This is a genomic window from Candidatus Sulfotelmatobacter sp., from assembly GCA_035504415.1.
In the GTDB taxonomy this organism is placed as follows: domain Bacteria; phylum Vulcanimicrobiota; class Vulcanimicrobiia; order Vulcanimicrobiales; family Vulcanimicrobiaceae; genus Vulcanimicrobium.
Genome location: DATJRY010000011.1, coordinates 115,161 through 134,692, shown reverse-complemented (window position 1 = coordinate 134,692; position 19,532 = coordinate 115,161). Strand labels below are relative to the sequence as shown.

At 67.9% G+C, this 19,532-nt stretch carries 18 protein-coding genes; 14 read left to right on the top strand and 4 right to left on the bottom strand.

Going from position 1 to position 19,532, the window contains the following annotated elements; genetic code table 11:
• Positions 1-91 precede the first annotated feature (91 nt).
• Complete coding sequence (locus VMD91_07055) at positions 92-1,855, bottom strand: hypothetical protein (protein ID HTW83806.1); 1,764 nt, start codon at positions 1,853-1,855, stop codon at positions 92-94.
• Between VMD91_07055 and VMD91_07050 the strand changes: the two genes are divergently transcribed.
• From VMD91_07050 to VMD91_07015, 8 genes are read left to right on the top strand one after another with little or no spacing between them, the layout of a single operon-like run.
• Positions 1,842-3,602 (top strand): glycosyltransferase family 2 protein, encoded by a 1,761-nt coding sequence (locus VMD91_07050; protein HTW83805.1) that lies wholly within the window; start codon positions 1,842-1,844, stop codon positions 3,600-3,602. The two genes, VMD91_07055 and VMD91_07050, sit on opposite strands and share 14 nt — an antisense overlap.
• Positions 3,603-3,654: 52 nt before the next feature.
• Positions 3,655-4,644, top strand: coding sequence for an ABC transporter ATP-binding protein (locus VMD91_07045; protein ID HTW83804.1), 990 nt, complete (start codon positions 3,655-3,657; stop codon positions 4,642-4,644).
• Positions 4,641-5,456 (top strand): ABC transporter permease, encoded by an 816-nt coding sequence (locus VMD91_07040; protein ID HTW83803.1) that lies wholly within the window; start codon positions 4,641-4,643, stop codon positions 5,454-5,456. The genes VMD91_07045 and VMD91_07040 overlap by 4 nt, the downstream gene beginning before the upstream one ends.
• A gap of 10 nt (positions 5,457-5,466) precedes the next feature.
• Positions 5,467-7,098, top strand: a complete 1,632-nt coding sequence (locus tag VMD91_07035) for a methyltransferase domain-containing protein (GenBank protein HTW83802.1) — start codon at positions 5,467-5,469, stop codon at positions 7,096-7,098.
• Positions 7,099-7,156: 58 nt separating this feature from the next.
• On the top strand, positions 7,157-8,170 hold the full coding sequence (rfbB, locus tag VMD91_07030; GenBank protein HTW83801.1) for a dTDP-glucose 4,6-dehydratase: 1,014 nt from the start codon (positions 7,157-7,159) through the stop codon (positions 8,168-8,170).
• Between the two features lie 9 nt (positions 8,171-8,179).
• Positions 8,180-8,917: a sugar phosphate nucleotidyltransferase gene (locus VMD91_07025; protein HTW83800.1), complete on the top strand. Its 738-nt coding sequence runs from the start codon at positions 8,180-8,182 to the stop codon at positions 8,915-8,917.
• Complete coding sequence (rfbD, locus tag VMD91_07020; protein ID HTW83799.1) at positions 8,914-9,798, top strand: dTDP-4-dehydrorhamnose reductase; 885 nt, start codon at positions 8,914-8,916, stop codon at positions 9,796-9,798. The genes VMD91_07025 and rfbD overlap by 4 nt, the downstream gene beginning before the upstream one ends.
• Positions 9,799-9,843: 45 nt before the next feature.
• Complete coding sequence (locus tag VMD91_07015; GenBank protein HTW83798.1) at positions 9,844-10,566, top strand: sulfotransferase family 2 domain-containing protein; 723 nt, start codon at positions 9,844-9,846, stop codon at positions 10,564-10,566.
• 12 nt (positions 10,567-10,578) lie between these two features.
• On the opposite strand, the gene VMD91_07010 is transcribed toward VMD91_07015, so the two are convergent.
• Positions 10,579-11,265, bottom strand: coding sequence for a hypothetical protein (locus VMD91_07010; GenBank protein ID HTW83797.1), 687 nt, complete (start codon positions 11,263-11,265; stop codon positions 10,579-10,581).
• Between the two features lie 64 nt (positions 11,266-11,329).
• Here VMD91_07010 and VMD91_07005 point away from each other — a divergent pair, with 64 nt between their 5' ends.
• Genes VMD91_07005 through VMD91_06985 form a run of 5 tightly spaced genes read left to right on the top strand, consistent with a single transcriptional unit; the run spans position 11,330 to position 15,447 of the window.
• Positions 11,330-12,001 (top strand): PilZ domain-containing protein, encoded by a 672-nt coding sequence (locus VMD91_07005; GenBank protein HTW83796.1) that lies wholly within the window; start codon positions 11,330-11,332, stop codon positions 11,999-12,001.
• A gap of 10 nt (positions 12,002-12,011) precedes the next feature.
• Positions 12,012-12,989: a GDP-mannose 4,6-dehydratase gene (gmd, locus tag VMD91_07000; GenBank protein ID HTW83795.1), complete on the top strand. Its 978-nt coding sequence runs from the start codon at positions 12,012-12,014 to the stop codon at positions 12,987-12,989.
• A gap of 4 nt (positions 12,990-12,993) precedes the next feature.
• The gene (locus tag VMD91_06995) at positions 12,994-13,929 is read left to right on the top strand and encodes a GDP-mannose 4,6-dehydratase (protein HTW83794.1); all 936 of its coding nucleotides are present in this window, start codon (positions 12,994-12,996) and stop codon (positions 13,927-13,929) included.
• On the top strand, positions 13,926-14,516 hold the full coding sequence (locus tag VMD91_06990) for an isoprenylcysteine carboxylmethyltransferase family protein (GenBank protein HTW83793.1): 591 nt from the start codon (positions 13,926-13,928) through the stop codon (positions 14,514-14,516). Before VMD91_06995 ends, VMD91_06990 begins: the two co-directional genes overlap by 4 nt.
• A gap of 7 nt (positions 14,517-14,523) precedes the next feature.
• Positions 14,524-15,447, top strand: coding sequence for a cation diffusion facilitator family transporter (locus VMD91_06985; protein HTW83792.1), 924 nt, complete (start codon positions 14,524-14,526; stop codon positions 15,445-15,447).
• A gap of 6 nt (positions 15,448-15,453) precedes the next feature.
• Here VMD91_06985 and VMD91_06980 read toward each other — a convergent pair whose 3' ends face one another.
• Both VMD91_06980 and VMD91_06975 read right to left on the bottom strand, forming a co-directional pair.
• Positions 15,454-16,839 carry a hypothetical protein gene (locus VMD91_06980; GenBank protein HTW83791.1) on the bottom strand — a complete coding sequence of 462 codons (1,386 nt, stop codon included), beginning with the start codon at positions 16,837-16,839 and terminating at the stop codon, positions 15,454-15,456.
• Positions 16,820-18,352, bottom strand: a complete 1,533-nt coding sequence (locus VMD91_06975; protein HTW83790.1) for a hypothetical protein — start codon at positions 18,350-18,352, stop codon at positions 16,820-16,822. The genes VMD91_06980 and VMD91_06975 overlap by 20 nt, the downstream gene beginning before the upstream one ends.
• On the opposite strand from VMD91_06975, the gene VMD91_06970 reads away from it, so the two are divergent.
• Positions 18,251-19,531 (top strand): hypothetical protein, encoded by a 1,281-nt coding sequence (locus VMD91_06970; GenBank protein HTW83789.1) that lies wholly within the window; start codon positions 18,251-18,253, stop codon positions 19,529-19,531. The two genes, VMD91_06975 and VMD91_06970, sit on opposite strands and share 102 nt — an antisense overlap.
• Position 19,532 lies beyond the last annotated feature (1 nt).

The following is a 19,532-nucleotide window of genomic DNA, read 5'->3' as shown; positions in this document are numbered from 1 at the left end:
TAGCCCTGGCGACGACTTCTTAGTGCGAATGCACGGCACCCGCTCCCCGTTCGAGGAATGAGACGTGGAACACGAGCGCGGACGGCGTCCCTCAGGCGCCCGCACGCGTGCCGGACGAAGACGGCTGCGTCATCCGAAGCGTTCCGAGCGGAATCGTGCGGTAGGAGCAGCGGTCTCGAGCAACGAGGGCCAAGCGCATCGCGTACGAGCCGGGCACGAGATTGGCGGTGTCGAGTCGGTACGCGAACCAGCCGTTCGCGTGCGGCGGCGTGCGCAACTCTTTTCGCGGCCGCTTGACGGTGTAGCCGTACCGCGGCTGGTAGCGCATCGGCGGCATGACGAGGTCCTCGGGCTGCAGCTCGAGGTACAATTGCTCGCCGCGCCAGCCGACCGTCGGGTTGCCGAACGCCCAGCCTTCGATCGGGACGAAGTCCCCGACGGCGCGCGTCAGCGCGCGGGTGCCGTCCAGCTCCTCGACGCGCGAGCCACGCTCGGCCACGACGCTCGCGGTGACGGTGCCGTCCACCAGTGGGGCGAAGCCCGGAAATGCCTCCATCGGCGCGCTGACGTCGAGCTCGACCTCCAGCGCGCTTCCGTAGCGGCGTCCGTTCGCGTCGAACGCGTGCAGGCTGAGAACTTGCGACCCAAGGCGCATCTGCTCGGTGAGGACGAGGAGCTCGAAGCCGAGGTATTCGGCGGCGGCGCCGGCGGAGGCGCGCACGTCGGGGCGCGCGAGGTCACACGACGCGCTCCACGCGTTCCCGTCCCCGTCCATGGCGCACACGCCGACGGGCGCTGTCTTCGTCTCGAGGTTCAGTGCCCAGCCCGCGAGAAGTGCGAGGTGACCGCGCGCGACGATCCCGTCGGACGGCCCGCGCCCCTTGCCGTCGAGCGACACGTCGCTGACGGAGTCCACCACGATGCGAGAGCGTCCGCTCGCGACGTCCAGCGCGGGCTGCACGCTCGCGTACACGGAGAACGGCGTGTACGCGGCTTCGTACCACGTGCCGTCGGCGCCCAGGACGTACGCGCGCAGCTCGTGGTTGCCCGGCAGGAGGTCGTCGATGCGCACCGTCGCGCGGAAACCGATGTCTCGCGCGGTCTCAGGTCCGAGCAAAGCGCGCACGTCGGTACGGTCGAGCCCGGCTTCGGCGTGGTGCACGCGCGCACGGTCGACGACGATCGCCACCGCCTGGGGCGGATCGGCGGAGGACGGGTCGACCGCCCATCCGGACACCACGAGCGGCGCACCCTGCGGCACGCGCGCGAATCCGATGTGCGGCATCAGGTCGCACACGCCGTCGATCCAGCTGAAGCGGTCGAATGCCCCCTCCGTCGGCAGGACGAGGACATGTGGATCGAGCTCTGCGATAGTGACGGGAATTCCTCTGCGGTTGCGAGAAGGCCGGTGCGCTTGTTTCACCCTACGCAATGGCTGGCCTCCCGGTGCGGTGTTCATGGATATTGATGAAACGTCGAGCGCAGAGGAGGGTTCCCCCGCCGCGCCCGCGGCCGGGGAACGAACCAAGCACTGGCGGCTGCTGAGCGAACAGCTCGGGTCGCAAATCGACGACGTGCGCGCCGAAGCCGCCCGTGCGGAGCGCGCGCGAGAAGACGCGGAGCAGCGTCTGCGCGAGTTGTCCGTTCGGCATACCGAAGCGCTGATCTCCGCGTGGGCTGCCGAGCGCGAACGCCAAGGGATCCGTGCCGAGCTGGCCCGCATGCAAGGGCACATCGCGCGCACGCAGCCGATGCTCCGGCGCGCCCGCATGCTGCTGGCGTCGATACAGACGAGCAAATTCTGGAAGGCCCGTAACGCCTGGTTCGCGCTCAAGCAGAGGATGCGCGGCGGCACGGGCCCGCTGCCGTACTGGCTGCCCGACGTCGACGACGACGAGGGGGTGTTCGAGCGGAACGCCGACTATGAACGGTGGCTGAACGAGCACCGCGTTCGGCCGTCCGACATCGAGCGGATGCGGGAGTTCCTCCCGCCGCTCCCGGTGCGGCCGGTCTTCAGTGTCATCATGCCGGTCTACGAGACGCCGGAGAAGTATCTGCGCGCGGCCATCGACTCCGTGCAGCAGCAGGTCTACCCGCACTGGGAGTTGTGCATCGCTGACGACGCTTCGCGACAGCCGCACGTCCGTGCAGTTCTCGACGAGTACGCGGCCGATCCACGCGTGAAGATCGTCTATCGCCAGCAGAACGGGCACATCGCGGCCGCGAGCAACAGCGCGTTGGAGCTCGCGACCGGCGACTTCGTCGCCCTACTCGATCACGACGACCTCCTTTCACCCGACGCGCTGTTCGAGAACGCGCTCGTCGTCACGCGCTTTCCGGACGTCGACGTGATCTACTCCGACGAGGACAAGATCGACGATGCCGGGCGGCGCAGCGACCCGTACTTCAAGCCCGATTGGTCGCCCGATTCGCTGCTCTCGCGTAACTACGTTTCGCATTTGGGCATCTATCGGCGCTCGATCGTCGAGCAGATCGGCGGATTCCGGACGGGCTTCGAAGGGAGCCAGGACTACGATCTGCTGCTGCGTGCAACGGAGCTCGCGCGTCGCGTCGAGCACATCCCGCGCCTGCTCTACCACTGGCGCGTTCACAGTGGCTCGGTGGCGTCCTCGCGCTCGCAGAAAGATTACGCCTACGACGCCGCGCAAGCTGCGATCCTCGAGGCGCTCGAGCGTCGTGGCGAGCCGGGCCGGATCGTGCACAGCGACGCGGTCCCCGGCACCTATACCGTCCGCTACGAGCTGCGGACGAAGGACCGGGTCAGTATCATCATCCCCACCCGCGACCACGGCGACGACGTCGACCGCTGCCTGCGCTCGATCTTCGAGCGCTCCACGTATCCCGACATCGAAGTCGTTCTGCTCGACAACGGATCGACGGACGAAGAGTCCTTGCGCGTGTTCGGCGCGTGGCTCGAACGTGAGCCGGAGCGCGTCAAGCTCGTCCGTCACGACGTTCCGTTCAATTTCTCCGAGATCAACAACTACGCCGCGACGCAGGCCTCGGGCACGTATCTGCTGTTCTTGAACAACGACACCGAGGTGATCACGCGCGACTGGCTCGAGGCGATGGTCGAGCAGGCACAGCGTCCCTCGATCGGTGCCGTTGGCGCGAAGCTGCTGTACGAGGACGGGACCGTGCAGCACGGCGGGGTCATCATCGGGCTCGGCGGCGTGGCCGGTCACTCGCACAAGTACTTCCCGGGCGACGCGCCCGGGTATTTCGCGACGCTGCAGACGGTCAACAACTTCTCGGCGGTCACCGCCGCTTGTTTGATGATACGCCGCGCGGTGTTCGAGGAGGTCGGTGGCTTCGACGAGGAGCTGGCGATCGCTTTCAACGATGTCGACTTTTGCTTGCGCGTTCGAGCGGCAGGCTACTTCAACGTCTACCTCCCGCACGTCGAACTCTTCCACTACGAGTCTAAGAGCCGCGGGCATGAAGACACGCCGGAGAAGATGGCGCGCTTCCTGCGAGAGCAGCTGGTCATGCACGAGCGTTGGCGCACGGCCGAGGTCATCGATCCGCACTACAACCGGAACCTCACGCGACTCACCGAGGATTACGCGCTCGGGCCGTAAACCACAGGGTCAGAACTCGATGCACTCGACCCTTAGCAAACAAGCCGAGCGCGTGTCTCCGCAGACCTCAGCCGCCCCGGCGATCGCCCTGGACGGGGTCACCCTGATCCGGCGCACGCAAGAGGAGCTCCACTACGACCTCAAGCGGAGCTTCCTGCGGCTGGTTTCCGGGCGCTCTCGCCGCGTCCGCCGCCGGACGGTGCTGGAACGCGTCACGCTGCAGATCAAGCGCGGTGAGAAGGTGGGCCTGATCGGGCCCAACGGCAGCGGTAAGTCCACGCTGCTCAAGCTGATCGCCGGCATCCTCGAGCCCACCCGCGGCTCCGTCGCCGTTTCCGCGAGCGTCGCACCCCTGATCGAGCTCGGCGTCGGTTTCGACGCGGAGCTCTCGCTGGTCGACAACATCGTCTATTACGCCGTCCTGCTCGGGCACTCCGAGCGGGACGTGCGTGAGCGGATCGAGGACATCCTCGACTTCGCGGAGTTGCGCGAGCACCGGGACGAGCCGACCAAGACGCTCTCCTCCGGGATGGCTGCGCGTCTGAGCTTCGCGATCGCGACCGAGTTTCGACCCGAGATCCTGCTCGTCGACGAAGTGCTCTCCGTCGGAGACGAGCGGTTTCGTCGCAAGTGCGCGGCCCGCATCGAGCACTACTGGGACGAGCACAGCACGATCCTGCTGGTCAGCCACGACATGGCGACCGTCGCGCGCACGTGCGACCGCGTCATCTGGATGGACCACGGCAAGGTGCGGTTCGACGGTGCGGCTTCGGAGGCCGCCGACGCGTACCTGGCGACGATTCCCACCATGGCGAGCTTCCGGCGCGGTCAGGACCTCGTCGACCTCGCGCACCACGATCCGCGCGGCCAGATCGTCGTCAAGGGGCGTTCGGGTGACGAGACGCTGTACCTGATCCAAGACGGGCGGCGGCACGCGATCACGATCAACTGGATCTTGCGGAGCCACTACGGCCCGCAGGACGTCCTCATCGTCGACGACGCGGTGATCATGGAAATCGTCGAAGGAGAAGCGCTGCTGTGATCGGTGCACTGGCGCGCGGCTCGATGCCGGCCGTGCCGGCCGGCTGGCGCCGGCATCTCGAGCTAGTGAGAATGTCGGCGCTGCGCTTGCTCAAGACGCGCTACCGCGGCACGTCGCTCGGCGTCCTGTGGTCGTTCGCGAACCCAATCCTGATGACGGCGCTCTACACGACGATCTTCGGGACCGCGTTCGCGTCATACTACGGCGGGTCGATCCTGCGGTATGTGTTTTCCGCTTTCGTCGGCGTCACCGTCGTCGTGTTCTTCTCGCAGGCGACCACGGAAGCGCTCTCGTCCGTGGTCGCCAACGGCGGACTGCTGAACAAGATCGCGCTGGACCCGGAGATATTTCCCATCGCGGCACTCAGTGCCAACGCCTTCCAGCAGCTGACGACGACCTTTCCCGTCGTCCTCGTGCTGGCGGCGGTCCTCACCCACGATCCGCTGCGCGCGGTGCTGGTGCCGATCGTCTTCGCGGGGGTGCTGCTCCTGTGCGCCGGATTCGGTCTGGCGCTTGCTGCCTTCTACGTGTTCTTCCGTGACCTGCTCTATCTGTGGGGCGTGTTCAGCTTCGTGATTTGGATGACGTGCCCGGTCTTCTACCCGGCCGCGCTCGTACCGGCCGGGATCCGCCCGTACCTGACGATGAATCCGGTCGGCATGGCGATCGGAGCGCTGCGCGAGGTCACCCTGGGCCACGGTCCCATCGATTTTTCGCTGGTGGGCGGCTTCCTGGCCGTCGCAATCGTCTGTGCATGCGTCGGGCACGCGTTATTCCGCGCGCTGCGGCGTGACTTCATGGATCTGCTCTGAGGGCCGCGGCATGATGGAGTTTACCGGCGAACGATACGTTCCGTCCATCGGCGGACAGATTCACTACGAGCATCTCCACCGCTACGCGCTCGCCGCGCGCTTTTGCGCGGGCCGGCGGGTGTTGGACATCGCTTCGGGCGAGGGATACGGCTCCGCGCTCCTCGCCCGGGTAGCATCCGAGGTAACCGGCGTCGACGTCGATCCGCGCTCGGTCGACCATGCGCGGCGCAGCTACTACGCCGCGAACGTGCGGTTTCTCTACGGCTCGTGTACGCAGATTCCGCTCGGCGAGGACAGCGTCGACGTCGCCGTGTCGTTTGAGACGATCGAGCACCTCACCGAGCACGAGCGCATGCTCGACGAGCTGCGGCGCGTGCTCGTCCCCGGCGGCGTGCTGATCATCTCCTCGCCCAATAAGCTGACCTACTCGGACCTCCCGCAATATTCAAATCCGTATCACGAGAAAGAGCTCTACTTCGACGAGTTCCGTGACTTGCTCGTGCGGCGCTTCCGTCACGTGGCGTTCTACGGACAGCGGCTGGCTGCGCTCTCGCTCGTGCATCCGCTGGGAGGTGCCGTCAGCGAGTCGCCGACCTGGCACAGCGGCGCTCGGGACGGCATCGCGAACGTTCTGCCGACGCTGACCAACCCGCTCTATTTCGTCGCCATCTGCTCGGACGAACGGCTGAGCGTCGACGTCAGCTCGGCGTATCTGGACCCCGCCGACGACTTGCTCGACGCTATCTGGACGGAACTCAATACGTTGCGCCACGAGCGGCTCAACGGGGCTACCGCGAATGCGTTGCCGCTCTCGTCGGACGCGGCCGAATTGCCGGCGCTCCCGGCCGATCAGGACGCGGCGCCGGGGGACCTCGCCGCGCGCTGTGCGGCACTCGAGGGGGAGATCGCGGCGCGGGCCGCAGCCTGGGCGGAGCTCGAAGCGGTCGCCGAGGGTGTGAAGGCGGAGCTCGCGGAAACGCAAGGCACGCTTGCCGGACGCGAAGCGGAGGTGGATGAGGTCCGCGCGGTGCTCGCTACGGCCGAGAGCGACCGCGGCTTAGCCGAAGAGGAAGCCGTCGCGCTTCGTGCCGCGCTCATGGCAGCGCAGGTCGACATCGCGGCGCATGAAGACGAATCGACGCGGATGCGCGACGCGCTGGCCGCCGCGCAGGCGGGTTTGCGTGCGCGTGAAGAGGAGTCGGCGGCGCTCAGCGATGCGCTCGTGGCGGCGCAGGCGGGGTTGCGTGCTCGCGAAGACGAGTCGACGGCACTCCGCGACGCGTTCGTGGCCGCCCAGGCCGGCCTGGCCGCGCGTGAAGACGAATCGGCGGCGCTCCGCGCGACGCTCGCGGAGTCGCGCGGCCGCCTCGCCGTACGCGAGGACGAGTTGGCGGCGTTGCGTGAGTCGCTCGCGCAGGCGCAGAGTCGGCTTACCGCCCGCGAGGGCGAGGTGATCGCGCTGGGCGAAGGGCTCGCGCAAGCACAGGCCGAGGGCGTGGCGGCGCGGGCACAGATCGCCGCGCTGAACGAGGAGCTCGACCAGGCGCGCCGCGACGGCGTGTTCTTGCGCGAAGTCCTCGCGTCCCACTCCTGGAAGGTGACCGCGCCGCTGCGCCAGATCGTCGGGAAGATTCGCCGCTGAAGCGCGCACGCTTGCCTGAAACGGGAGATGGCGCACCGGGCTCAGAACGGCTAATCCCGTGACGTACCGTAGATGGCTGGTGACCGGAGGCTTGGGGTTCATCGGTTCCGCGTTCGTGCGAGGGTGCCTACAGGAGCGCTCGGACGTCGCGATTACGGTCCTGGATGCGATGACGTATGCCGCGAATCCCGCCAATGTCGCGGTGGTCGCCGATGATCCGCGGTACCGGTTCGTCCGCGGTGACATCGCAGATCCGCATGCAGTCGACGAAGCGATCGGTGAGGGCGTCGACGCGATCGTCAACTTCGCCGCCGAGACGCACGTCGACCGCTCGATCCTCGATCCGGAGGCGTTCATCCGCACCGACGTGATGGGGACGCACGTGCTGCTCGAGGCCGTCAGGCGTCACCGGATTCAGCGTTTCCTGCAGGTCTCGACGGACGAAGTCTACGGGCACGTGCCCAGCGGCGCCTCGACCGAGGACGATCCGATCCGGCCGCGCAGCCCGTACGCCGCGTCGAAAGCCGGCGGCGACCTGCAAGTGCTGGCGTATCACACCACCTACGACCTGCCCGTGCTGATCACGCGTGGCTCGAACACCTACGGGCCGCATCAGTACCCCGAGAAGCTGATCCCACTGTTCGTCACCAACCTGATCGACGATCAGACGGTCCCGGTGTACGGCGACGGCCTGCAGGTGCGCGATTGGCTCCACGTCGACGACCACGCGCGCGGCATCGCGCACGTGCTCGAGCACGGGCGCCCCGGCCACGCTTACAATTTGGGCGGCGGAAACAGCCGCACGAACCTCGCCATCACGCAGCGGCTGCTCGAGCTGACGGGTCGCTCGTTCGAAACCAGCGTGCGTCATGTCGTCGACCGTGCCGGGCACGATCGCCGCTACGCGCTCGACAGCGCCAAGGCGCGTCGGCTCGGCTGGAGCGCGCGCGTGCCGTTCGAAGAAGGTTTGGCCCAGACGGTCGCGTGGTACCGCGACAACGAGGCGTGGTGGCGACCGATCAAGTCGGGTGAATTTCGGGCGTACTACGAGCGTCAGTACGCGCACCGCTAGGAGATTGACGTGAAGGGAATCGTTCTCGCCGGTGGCCTCGGCACGCGACTTCGCCCGCTGACGAAGGTGACCAACAAGCATCTGCTTCCGATCTACGACAAGCCGATGATCTACTATCCGCTCGAGACCTTATGCAAGGCCGGGCTCAGCGAGATCATGATCGTCACCGGCGGCAGTAACGCAGGCGACTTCCTGCGGCTGCTCGGCAACGGCCGTGATTTCGGCCTGCCGCACATCGCCTACACCTACCAGGAAGGCGAGGGCGGAATCGCCGCCGCGCTCAAGCTCTGCGAGCACTTCGCGGCCGGCGAGAGCATCATCGTGATCTTAGGCGACAACATCATCCAAGACGACATCACGCCGCACGTGCAGCGCTTCGTGCGGCAGTCCAGCGGATGCCGCCTGCTGCTCAAGGAGGTCGAGGACCCGGAGCGCTTCGGCGTCGCCGAGTTCGCCGGCGACCGCATCGTCGGGATCGAGGAGAAGCCCGCGGTACCCAAGAGCCGCCACGCGGTGACTGGCATCTACATGTACGATAACCGCGTCTTCGATTACGCGCGCAACCTGCAGCCGTCCAAGCGCGGTGAGCTCGAGATCACCGACGTCAACAACGCCTACATCGCCGCCGGTGACTGCTACTTCGACGAGCTGGAGGGCTGGTGGACCGACGCCGGCCAATTCGAATCGCTGTTCCGTGCCGCGCAGCTGGTGGCGGAGGAGCGCCAGCGGAAGCTGGCGCCGACGTGAGCGCACGCCGAATCGCGATCGTCGGCGCGTCCGGACAGCTGGGGTCGGCGCTCGTCGAGACCTTTGCGGGGCGCGAGCTGGTGACGCCCGCGCACGCCGAGCTTGCATTCGAGGACCAGACCGCGATCGCGCGATTTCTGGACGAGCAGCGCCCCGACGTGCTCGTCAACTGCTCGGCATTCCACCACGTCGACATCTGTGAACGCGAGCCCGAGCGGGCGTTCGCGATCAACGCGCTCGCAGTCGACGCCGCGGCCCGAGCGTGCGCGGAGCGGGGCATCGCGTTCGCGACGGTCAGCACCGACTACGTCTTCGACGGAACGCTCGGGCGCGCATACCGGGAGGACGACGCAGCCAAGCCGCGCACGGCCTACGGCGCCTCGAAGCTCGCCGGCGAGCTGCTGGCGCGCCGGCTCGGGCCGCGGCATTACATCGTGCGAACGAGCGGCGTCTTCGGCGCGGCGGGCACCTCGAACAAGGGCTACACGCTGATCGAGAAAGTCTTGCAGCAGGCTGAGCGCGGTGAGCCGACGCGCATGGTCGCCGACATGATCTTCTCGCCCTCGTACGCGCCTCACGTCGCACGCGCGATGCGCGACCTCATCGACGCGAACGCGTACGGAACGCACCACGTCACCAACGCCGGCGCCTGCTCGTGGTTCGAGTTCGTGCAATGCGCATTTCGCAAGGCTGGTTTCGCGAACGCGCGGCTCGAGCCGATCACGTACGCCTCGTTCGGCAACCCGACGCAGCGGCCGATGTACTCGCCGCTCGAGAACACGACCTTCGCCGCAGCCGGAATTGCACCGCTCCCGGCGTGGGAAGACGCGCTCGACGATTTCCTCGCTGCTCGCGCGACGCGCGCTATCGCCGCCGGGTAGGTTGAGCGCCGCAGCCTCGCCCGCGCTGGGCGCGCTCTCGTCTCGATGATCGTCTCACACCGGTACCGGTTCGTGCTCTTGGTACCGTGGAAGTGCGCGAGCAGTACAGTTTGGACGCGTCTGGTCGCATACGACGAGAGCGAGCACGAGCGGTTCTATGACTTCAATGCGGCGCTCCAGCGGGTCGTTCACCGCCATCTTACCCTCGCGGATTATCGCGCGTTGCCCGAGGCGAGCCTTGGCTACTTCACCGCGGCCTTCGTGCGCAACCCGTACGACCGTGCATACTCCGGCTTTCGTCAGCTGCTGCGCGATCGCGACCAGCAGCCGCTCGTCCCGTTCCGCACACCGTGGGTTCGATCGCTGGTCGTGCGGCAGCTGAGCGAGAACGCCGCTCAGCTGATCGCCGCCGGCTACGACTTCGACGCCTGGATGGCGAGCCTCGAGGAACACCAAGTCTACGAGATCGGGCGCAACAGCAGTCTTCCGCTCCACCCGGCTCACTATTGGACGCACTATGCGGGCGCACAGGCCGTCGACTTCGTCGGCCGGGTCGAGGAGTTCGAGGCTGATTTCGAGCTCCTCTGCCGCCGGCTCGGCATCCCGATTCCCGAACGGACGAGCGCCAACGTCGACGTCGCGCCCTTTCCGCTTCGACCGGGCGACTACAAGTACACCTCACGAATGAACAGCGCGTCGATCCGCCGGATCAATGAGCTGTTCCGCGACGACTTCGAACTGCTCGGCTATCCCGTCGTCAGCCCGTAGCCCCGTCTCACGTCACCGCCGGCTGCGCAGGCGCTCGTAGAAACGGATGTCGTCCACGAGCAGATCTTGCAGCGCACGCAGCCGGGCTGGGTCGGAGCGCAGGGCCTCTCGCTCGGACGCGCCGTGCACGGTCACGTTGACCTTCACCGCCGGGACGAGCGGAAGGCCCAGCATCCTGCCCAGCTGCTCCACATCGCCGGCCCGCGAGTCATGAAAGCCGATGAAGTCGAACCGGCTCACGTCGTAGCCGCCGAAGTACGTCTCGGAGAGCAAGCGCCGCATGGGCTCGTAAGCGGCGAACGCCTCGATGCTCGGGCGTTCGCGAAGAAAGCGCGAGAGGACGGGACGGTTGGGCTGCTCCGGCCGGGTTTGCCAGAAGAAGTAAATCGAGATCAGGTTGTCGACGGGCTCGCGAAGGAACGTGAAGCGCAGCACGTCGGGAACCTGCGCGTAACGCTCGGGCCGGAAGTGGCCGTAGACGCCGGTCCGGCCGGGCGGCAACCGGCCGGCCGTCTCAAAGGCGGCCGGACCGAGCGGGTCGTGCCCGTAATCGTACTCGACTCGATCGGCGAGATGCTCGCTGAGCTGGACCGAGAGAGAGCTGCCCCCAGCTTTCGGGAAGTGGACGCCGACGAAGGGTTGTGCCATGCGGTGCTTTTCGGGATCCCGTCGACCGGCAGAGTCGGGGCGGACGGTCACGTTTCGGTCACGGTTCGTACGTGGCCAGGGACTTCCCGCGGCCGAGCGCCAACCCTAGCAGGGAATGCTCCCCGAGCTGCTTGCTTGGTTTACCGGTAAGGAAGTAAACCGGCGCAAGTTCCCGCGCAAGAAGAAGCCCTATCGAGCTGCCTATAGCCTCGATGGGAAGTCGACGCGCGCCGCTATCGGGCTCGACATCAGCGGCGGCGGCTTGTGCATTCTGACCCAGGAGCAGGTTCCGCGCGAAGAGTTCGAGGTCCGAGCGCAGATCGACGACCGCCAGGTGCGGCTGCGTGCGAAGACGGTCTGGCAGGACAACGTCCAGCACCAGGGGCGGACGGTCTGGCGCTACGGGATGCGATTCACCGGCATCCCCGCCGACGACTGGGACGCGATCATCCGCTACACGACCGACAAGCCGGTGGCCGAGTCCAACAAGGCGCAGGAAGAGCTGACGACGGTGCGCATGACGCCCGACGACACGGCCCGCCTGCTTCCGAAGGAACTCCAGGTGCGACTCCTGCAGATGTTGGTCGACCGGCGGCGGCTGGCTCCGCTCGACGAGCGCGTCACGCCGCTCGTGCAGTATTTCTACTCGGGGATCGTGCGCCACAACGACAAGCTGATGCACCGCTTGGTGATCCAGTCGAAGGTCGTCGGACCCGAGAGCGACGAGCTGTACGAGACCCGCTTCGTCTTCGACGAGAACGGCCAGCACGTCCAGATCCTGAACTGAAAGGCCCCGCGTGCCCCCAAAGACCGCGCTGATCACCGGTATCACCGGCCAGGACGGCTCGTACCTCGCCGAGCTGCTGCTGGAGCAGGGCTATCGCGTCATCGGCATGACGCGCCGCACGTCGACCGAAGTGCACGAGCGGATCGAGCACCTGGTCGACCGCGTCGAGATCGTCTCCGGCGACCTGCTCGACCAGAGCTCGATCGGGACGATCGTCGCCGAGTTCCGGCCGTGCGAGATCTACAATCTGGCCGCGCAGTCGTTCGTGCCCGCTTCGTTCACCCAGCCGGTGCTGACCGGCGAGTTCACGGCGCTGGGCGTCACCCGGGTGCTCGAAGCGGTGCGCGTCATCGATCCGACGATCCGCTTCTACCAAGCCTCGAGCTCGGAGATGTTCGGCAAGGTGCAGGCGGTGCCCCAGAACGAGACGACGTCGTTCTATCCGCGCTCGCCGTACGGCGTCGCCAAGCTCTACGGCCATTGGATCACGGTCAACTACCGCGAGTCGTACGACCTGTTCGCGTGCAGCGGAATCCTGTTCAACCACGAGTCTCCGCGGCGCGGCAAGGAGTTCGTCACCCGCAAGATCTCCGACGGCGTCGCGCGGATCAAGCTCGGACTGGCCGACCAGTTGCGCTTGGGCAACCTCGACGCGCAGCGCGACTGGGGTTTCGCCGGCGACTACGTGCGCGCGATGTGGCTGATGCTGCAGCAGGACCGTCCCGACGACTACGTCATCGCGACCGGACGCACGCACGCCGTGCGCGACTTCGTGCGCTTGGCCTTCGCCGCGGTCGACCTGGATTGGGAACGCTACGTCGTCGTCGATCCGCGCTACTACCGGCCGGCCGAAGTCGATCTGCTGGTCGGCGATCCGGCCAAGGCGCGCACGATGCTGGGCTGGGTGCCGGCGGTCTCGTTCGAGCAGCTCGTCGACCAGATGGTCCGGGCGGATCTCGACCGCCTGCGCCCGCTCGTTCGGGCGTGAGCTGATGCGCGTGCTCGTGACGGGCGCGCAGGGGTTCGTCGGACGCCACCTCGTCGCGACCTTGCGCGGCCGCGGCCACGAGGTGATTCCGGCCGACCGCCGCGCCGGCGACGACGGCATCCTCGTCGACGTCACCGATCCGCTGACGGTCCGCGGCGCGCTCGAGCTCACGCAGCCGCACGCGGTCGCGCACCTGGCCGGCCAGGCCTTCGTGCCCGACGCGCAGCGCGACCCCGACGCGACCTTCGCGGTCAACGCGCTCGGCACGCTGCACGTGCTCGACGCCGTGCGCGCGCTGCGCGACGAAGGCCGCTCGCCGCGCGTCCTGGTCGTCAGCAGCGCCGACGTCTACGGCGCGCAGCCGCCGGGCGCGTACCCGCTGCGCGAGACCGTCGCGTGCGCGCCGCGCAACCCCTACGCCGCCAGCAAGGTCGCCGCCGAAGCGCTCGCGATGAGCTACGTGCACTCGTACGGCGTCGACGCCGTCATCACGCGCGCGTTCAACCACATCGGACCCGGGCAGGACGAGCGCTTCGCGGTCACCGCCTTCGCGACGCAGCTGGCCCGCATCGCCGCCGGCGGCGCGCCGCAGCTGCTGGTCGGCAACCTCGAGGCCAGTCGCGACTTTCTCGACGTGCGCGACGTTTGCGAGGCCTACGCCGACCTGCTCGAAGGCACCGGCGAGGCAGGCGAGGTCTACAACGTGTGCAGCGGCACGGCGACGACGATCCGCGAGGTCCTGCGCGCGCTGATCACGATCGCCGGCGTCCCGGTCGAGGTGCGCGAAGACCCGGAGCGAATGCGCCCGGCTGACGTCCCGCTCAGCGTCGGCGACGCCGCGAAGCTGCGCGGCGCGACGGGCTGGGCTCCTCGAATTCCCTTGCAGGCCGCGCTGCGCGCGGTCTACGACGACGCGCGTACGCGCTTGGTGCACTCGTGAACGACGATACTTTCCGCTCCTTCGTCTTCGGCCGTCGCGGCGAGCTGCTGGCGTTGCCCGCCGTCGTGCTGGCCGCGCTGGGCAAGCCGAGCGCGCTCTCGATCGCGACCGGCTTGCCGCTGGCCTTCCTGGGCGAGGCGGTGCGGATGTGGGCGGTCGGCTACAGCGGGGTGACGACCCGCGGCGACAAGGTCACCGCGCCGCGCTTGATCACGGCGGGGCCGTACGCCTACGTGCGCAACCCGCTCTACGTCGGCAACCTGCTGACCGCGGCCGGCTTCGCCTGGGCCTTCACCGGACGCAACCGCGCCGGCACCCGCGCGCTGCTGGTCGGCGGCTCGTTGGCGGCCATGCTGGCCGTGTACGCCACCATCGTCCCGCACGAGGAAGACTACCTGCGGCAGACCTTCGGTCAGGCGTTCGACGACTACGTGGCGCGCGTGCCGCGCATCGTCCCGCTGGTGGAACCGGCCGAGCCCCAGCAGGGGTCGTACGACCCGGACGTGATCGCCAAAGCCGAGTCCCGAACGTTTGCCACCTTCGCCGCGATGCTGGGCGTGCTCGCGCTCAAGGCCGCGCGCGTGTGAACGATCCGTGAGCGGACACGCCGGCCACGAGCACGGTCCGAGCACGGGCTCGCCGGGCCGGCTGAAGGTCGCGCTGCTGGCGACGGCCGCCGTGTTCGTGGTCGAGCTGCTGGGCGGCATCCGCTCGGGCTCGCTGGCGCTGCTCTCGGACTCCGCGCACGTCGCGATGGACGTCGTCGCGCTGGGCATCGCGCTGGCGGCCGCGGTGCAGGCGCGCCGGCCGGCGACCCAGCGCCAGACCTACGGGTTCGCGCGCTACGAGATCCTCGCCGCGCTGGCCAACGGCGCGCTGCTGACCGCGGTCACCGTGCTGATCGCGATCGAAGCGGTGAAGCGCTTCATGCACCCCGAGCTGCCCGCGGCCGCGCTGATGGCGGGGGTGGCCGCGATCGGCCTGGTGGTCAATGCCGCGGTCGGCATCACGCTGGCACGCGGCGCGCGCGGCAACCTCAACGTGCGCGCGGCGCTGATGCACGTCTTCGGCGACGTGCTCGGCGGGTTCGCGGTGATCGTCGGCGGCATCGCGATCGCCGTGACCGGCGCGGCCTGGATCGACCCGCTGCTCTCGCTGCTGGTCGCGGCGATCATCGTCGTCGGCGTGCTGCGCATCGCGCGCGAAGCGACCGACGTGCTGCTCGAGAGCGTCCCCGGCCACGTCGAGGTCCCGGCGGTGCGGACGCGCATCGCCGTCGTCGACGGCGTCGTCGACGTGCACGACCTGCACGTCTGGACGATCGGCTCGGGCGCCCACGCCCTCTCGGCCCACGTCGTGCTCGACGACCGCAAGCTCAGCGAGGCCAGCGCGATCATGCGGGCGATCGACGCCGCCATGCACGACGACTTCGCCATCAGCCACGTGACCGTGCAGTTCGAGTGCGAGAGCTGCGACCCCGATACGACGATCGTCTGCACGCAAGTCGGTTCGGGTTAGCCGAATTCATCCGCCGGGCCGAAAGGGTCCGTCGTGCGTCTGCTGCAGCTCCCACACGTAGCGGAAGAGCAACGTCATGTTCGGGAAGGTGTCGGTCGCGGCAGCGACGTCGCCGCGGCGGATCTCGTCGAGGTCGGCCTGGCGCTGAATCGCGAAGCCCTGCCAAAACGCGAGACCGCCTTCATTCGTCGGGATGAGCAGCAGCATCATCACTCCGACCGCGGCGATCGCCGTCGTGCGCGCGAGAACGTGACGGTGCGTCACCGCGTATTGCACCAGGAGAACCACCAGCGCCATCGTCAGCAATGAGGAGATCGAGACGTAGCGGGAGGCGAGCGCTTCGGCCAGTCCGCCGCTGCCGAACCGGGCAAAGCCGGTGATCGGAGCCGCTGCGATCGCATACGCCGCCAGGCCGTACCACGGTAGCCGGCGGTCGAATGTGTTGCGGTCGCGCCGGATCACGTCGTCGACGGCGAACGCGACGATCGCAAGCACGCACAGCAGACCGGCTTCCATTGAGGACATGATGCCGGCCCAACCTGCCAGCGGATTGCCGACATACGCCAAGCTGTACTCGAGCAGCATGCCGGCACCGACCGGGGGGTAGGCGCCGGTCGCGTGCCGCCCGAGCCGATCGAGCACGACGACCATAACGCCGCAGGCGATCCAGACGGCAAGCAGCCTTGCGGAGCGCCGCCGTGCAAACAAGAGCAACAGCACGCCGACCGGCCAGGTGAGAAATCCCTGGCCGGAACTGTAGCTGCCCACCACGCCGGCGAGCGCGGCCAGAGCGACGTCGGCGGCCGAGACGTCCGGCTTCGTGAGCAGCAGTGCGGCGCTGAGCACCGCAAATGTGCAGATCGGCCAGCCCAGCTGATCGCCGAAGGCGAAGTTCATCGACTGACCGAGCGAATAGAGCAGCGCCGACACGCAGAAGAACGTGAGCGGAACGACGACAACGGGCACGGTCCGTCGGATCAGACGCCAGAGCAGGAACTGGCACGCGACGAAACCGGCCAGGCCGACCATCTGTTGGCGTACGATGTACCAGCCGCCGAGCCGTGCCAGCACGACGATGATCAGGTTGGGAACGAAGATGCGATGCTCGTTGTGCGGCGCCCACAACTCGGCGAACGTAAGCGTCCCACGATGCAAGTCGTAGACGAAATCCGTCCATTGCCATTCGTCCATGTATGGGACGTTCACTCGATACGCGATGATCAGCGCCAGAATCGCATAGGGCATCGCGAGCGCGCCGACGAGTAAAGCTGTGCGACCAAGGGGTGCAGGACGGTCGAGGGTCACGTGGCGGCTCGACGTTCGCAACCTGGTGCGACGATCCTGCGTTTGCACACTGACGGTTCGGCGTTGGTCATGGATGGAAGGGCCCATCGCCGATCTCGCGCAGTCGGCGAACGTATTTCTCGAGCATCGTCATGGAAGGGTATATGTCCGTCACGGCGGCCGTGTTGCCGCTGCGGATTTCGGCAAGATCCGTCTCGAGCTGAGCCGCGTTCGCCTGCCAGTACGCGAGACCGCTTTGGCTCTCCGGAACGACCAGGAGCGTCAGCACCGCGATAGACGCGACGGCGAGAGCGCGGACGATCGCACGCCGGCTCGCAGAGACGTCTTGGACGAGCAGAACGAGGAGCGCTATCGTCAACAACGACGAAATCGAAATGTAACGGCTCGAAAGCGCCTGCACGCCGCCGCCGCTGTCCAATCGTGCGATTCCGGTTATCGGGGCCGCGAGGATCGCGTAGGCGGCCAGAGCATACCACGGCGCGCGACGATCAAGCGTGACGCGATCGCGCCGCACGACGTCTCCAACGGCGTGACCGCAGATCGCCGCCACGCAGACGAATCCGGCCGTCGCGGCGGGCAGAATGCCGGCCCAACCCGCAAGCGGACTTCCGAGATACGTCAGGCTGTACCCGAGCAGCGCGCCGACGTCGAACGGCGTCTGCGCGGAGGGGGCGCCGCGCCCGAGGTGATCGATCGCGATGACGACGAGGCCGGCTGCAAGCCACACCGTGATGGCCGTCACCGAACGGCGCCGAGCGAGGAGGAGCAGCCCGATGCCGAGCGGCCAAACGAGTAAGGCTTGCGCGGAACTGTAGCTGCCGACGCCCCCCGCGATCGCTGCGAACCCGACGTGACGGAGCGGGATCGTCGAAGTGCTCAGCAACGTCACGACGATCAGCAGGCTGAGCGTACACAACGGCCAGCCCAGCTGAAAGCCGTAGCCGAAGTTCATGTGCTGCCCGAGCGAAAAGAGCAGCGCCGAGACGCAGAAGAACGTCACGGGCGCGGACCGTTCGACCACGGTGCGGCTGATCAAGCGCCACAGCAAGAGTTGACAGGCGATGAAAAAAGCTAAGCCGACGAGCTCCTCGCGCACGATGAACCAGCCGCCCAGGCGTGCTAGTGCGATCATCACGAGGTTGGGGACGAGGATGCGATGCTCGTTGTGCGGCGCCCAGAGCTCGCCGAGCGTGAGCGTTCCGCGATGCAGATGATAGTCGAAGTCCGCCCACATCCACTCGTCCATGAGCGGAAGGTTCACCTGATACTTGACGATCAACGCCAGGACGCCATACGGCATCGCGACCGCGCAAACCAATGGAGCAATGCGGCCGAGGCGCGCGGCACGATCGACAGTCACCTGGCGCCTCGCGTTCGCAGGCCGGCGTGATGATCCTTGGGCCGGAAGAAGGCCATGGAACTCGCGTCTATGGAAGTCTCGCGGGCTATGAAGCCTGGTACCGTCGTTCTCGCCACCGCACGCACGCCGTTTGGGCGGCTGGGCGGTGCGCTCAGCTCGCTCTCCGCCACCACCCTGGGCGGTGACGCCATCCGCAACGCCCTGCTGCGGGCCGGGATCGATCCGGCCGACGTCGAGCACGTCATCATGGGGGAGGTGCTGCAAGCGGGCGTCGGGCAGGCGCCGGCGCGCCAGGCCGCCTTCAAAGCCGGGCTGGCCAAGACGACCACGGCCGAGACCGTCAACAAGGTCTGCGCCTCGGGGCTGCTGGCCGTCGCCTACGGCGCCCGCGTCATCGCCGACGGCGACCACCGCGTCGTGGTCGCCGGCGGGATGGAGTCGATGTCGAACGCGCCCTACCTGCTGCCCAACGCGCGCAGCGGCTATCGGTACGGCGACGGCGTGCTGGTCGACGCGATGGTGCACGACGGGCTGTGGGATCCGTACTTCGACGAAGCGATGGCCTCGCAAGGGGCGCGGGTCGCGGCCGAGCTGGGCGTCACCCGCGCGGTGCAAGACGAGTTCGCCCTGCGCAGCCATCAGCGCGCGCACGCGGCGCACGAAGGCGGCAAGCTGAACGCCGAGATCGCCCCGATCCGCGTGGCCGCCAAGGCCAAGGGAAAGATCGTCGTCGACGCCGTCCCGGCGACGGCCACGGCGCGCGTGCCGGCGATGGCGGGCGGCGCCCCGTCGGTCTGGGACCACGTCGCCCCGCAAGCGATGGTCGCCGATCCGGCCGTCTACTCGCCGTACGTCAGCGGCGAGGTCCCGGCCACCCTGGTCGACCGCGACGAGCCGGTCCGTGCCGACGCCTCGCTCGACGCGATGACGAAGCTCAAGGCACTCGACGCCGGCGGGACGATCACCGCGGGCAACGCGCCCGGCGTCAACGACGGCGCGGCGGCGGTCGTGCTCTCGTCGGCCGAATACGCCCGCGCGACCGGCGTCGAACCGCTGGCCGAGATCATCGATCACGCCGGCGTCGCGTGGGATCCGCCGTACCTGGCGCTCACGCCGGCGATGGCGTCGCAGAAGCTGCTCGACCGTCACGGGCTGAGCGTGCGCGACATCGCCGTGTGGGAGATCAACGAGGCGTTCGCGGCCGTCGCGCTCACCGCGGCGACGAAGCTGGGCCTGGACCCGGAGGTCGTCAACCTGCAGGGCGGCGCGGTCGCGCTCGGCCACCCGATCGGCGCTTCGGGCGCGCGCATCGTCGGCGCGGTCATCCACCAGCTGCGCGCGCGCGGCGGCGGCTACGGGATCGCCGCGATCTGCTCGGGCGGCGGCCAAGGCGACGCGCTGCTGGTCAAGGTCGGCTGAT

Excerpts from the sequence above, each read along its gene's own strand:
- VMD91_07005 (HTW83796.1), top strand. The coding sequence starts at position 11,330 with ATGCTCCCCGAGCTGCTTGCTTGGTTTACCGGTAAGGAAGTAAACCGG.
- VMD91_07050 (HTW83805.1), top strand. The coding sequence starts at position 1,842 with ATGCGCGGCGGCACGGGCCCGCTGCCGTACTGGCTGCCCGACGTCGAC.
- VMD91_06995 (HTW83794.1), top strand. The coding sequence starts at position 12,994 with ATGCGCGTGCTCGTGACGGGCGCGCAGGGGTTCGTCGGACGCCACCTC.
- VMD91_07035 (HTW83802.1), top strand. The coding sequence starts at position 5,467 with ATGATGGAGTTTACCGGCGAACGATACGTTCCGTCCATCGGCGGACAG.
- VMD91_07015 (HTW83798.1), top strand. The coding sequence starts at position 9,844 with ATGATCGTCTCACACCGGTACCGGTTCGTGCTCTTGGTACCGTGGAAG.
- VMD91_06980 (HTW83791.1), bottom strand. The coding sequence starts at position 16,839 with ATGGGCCCTTCCATCCATGACCAACGCCGAACCGTCAGTGTGCAAACG.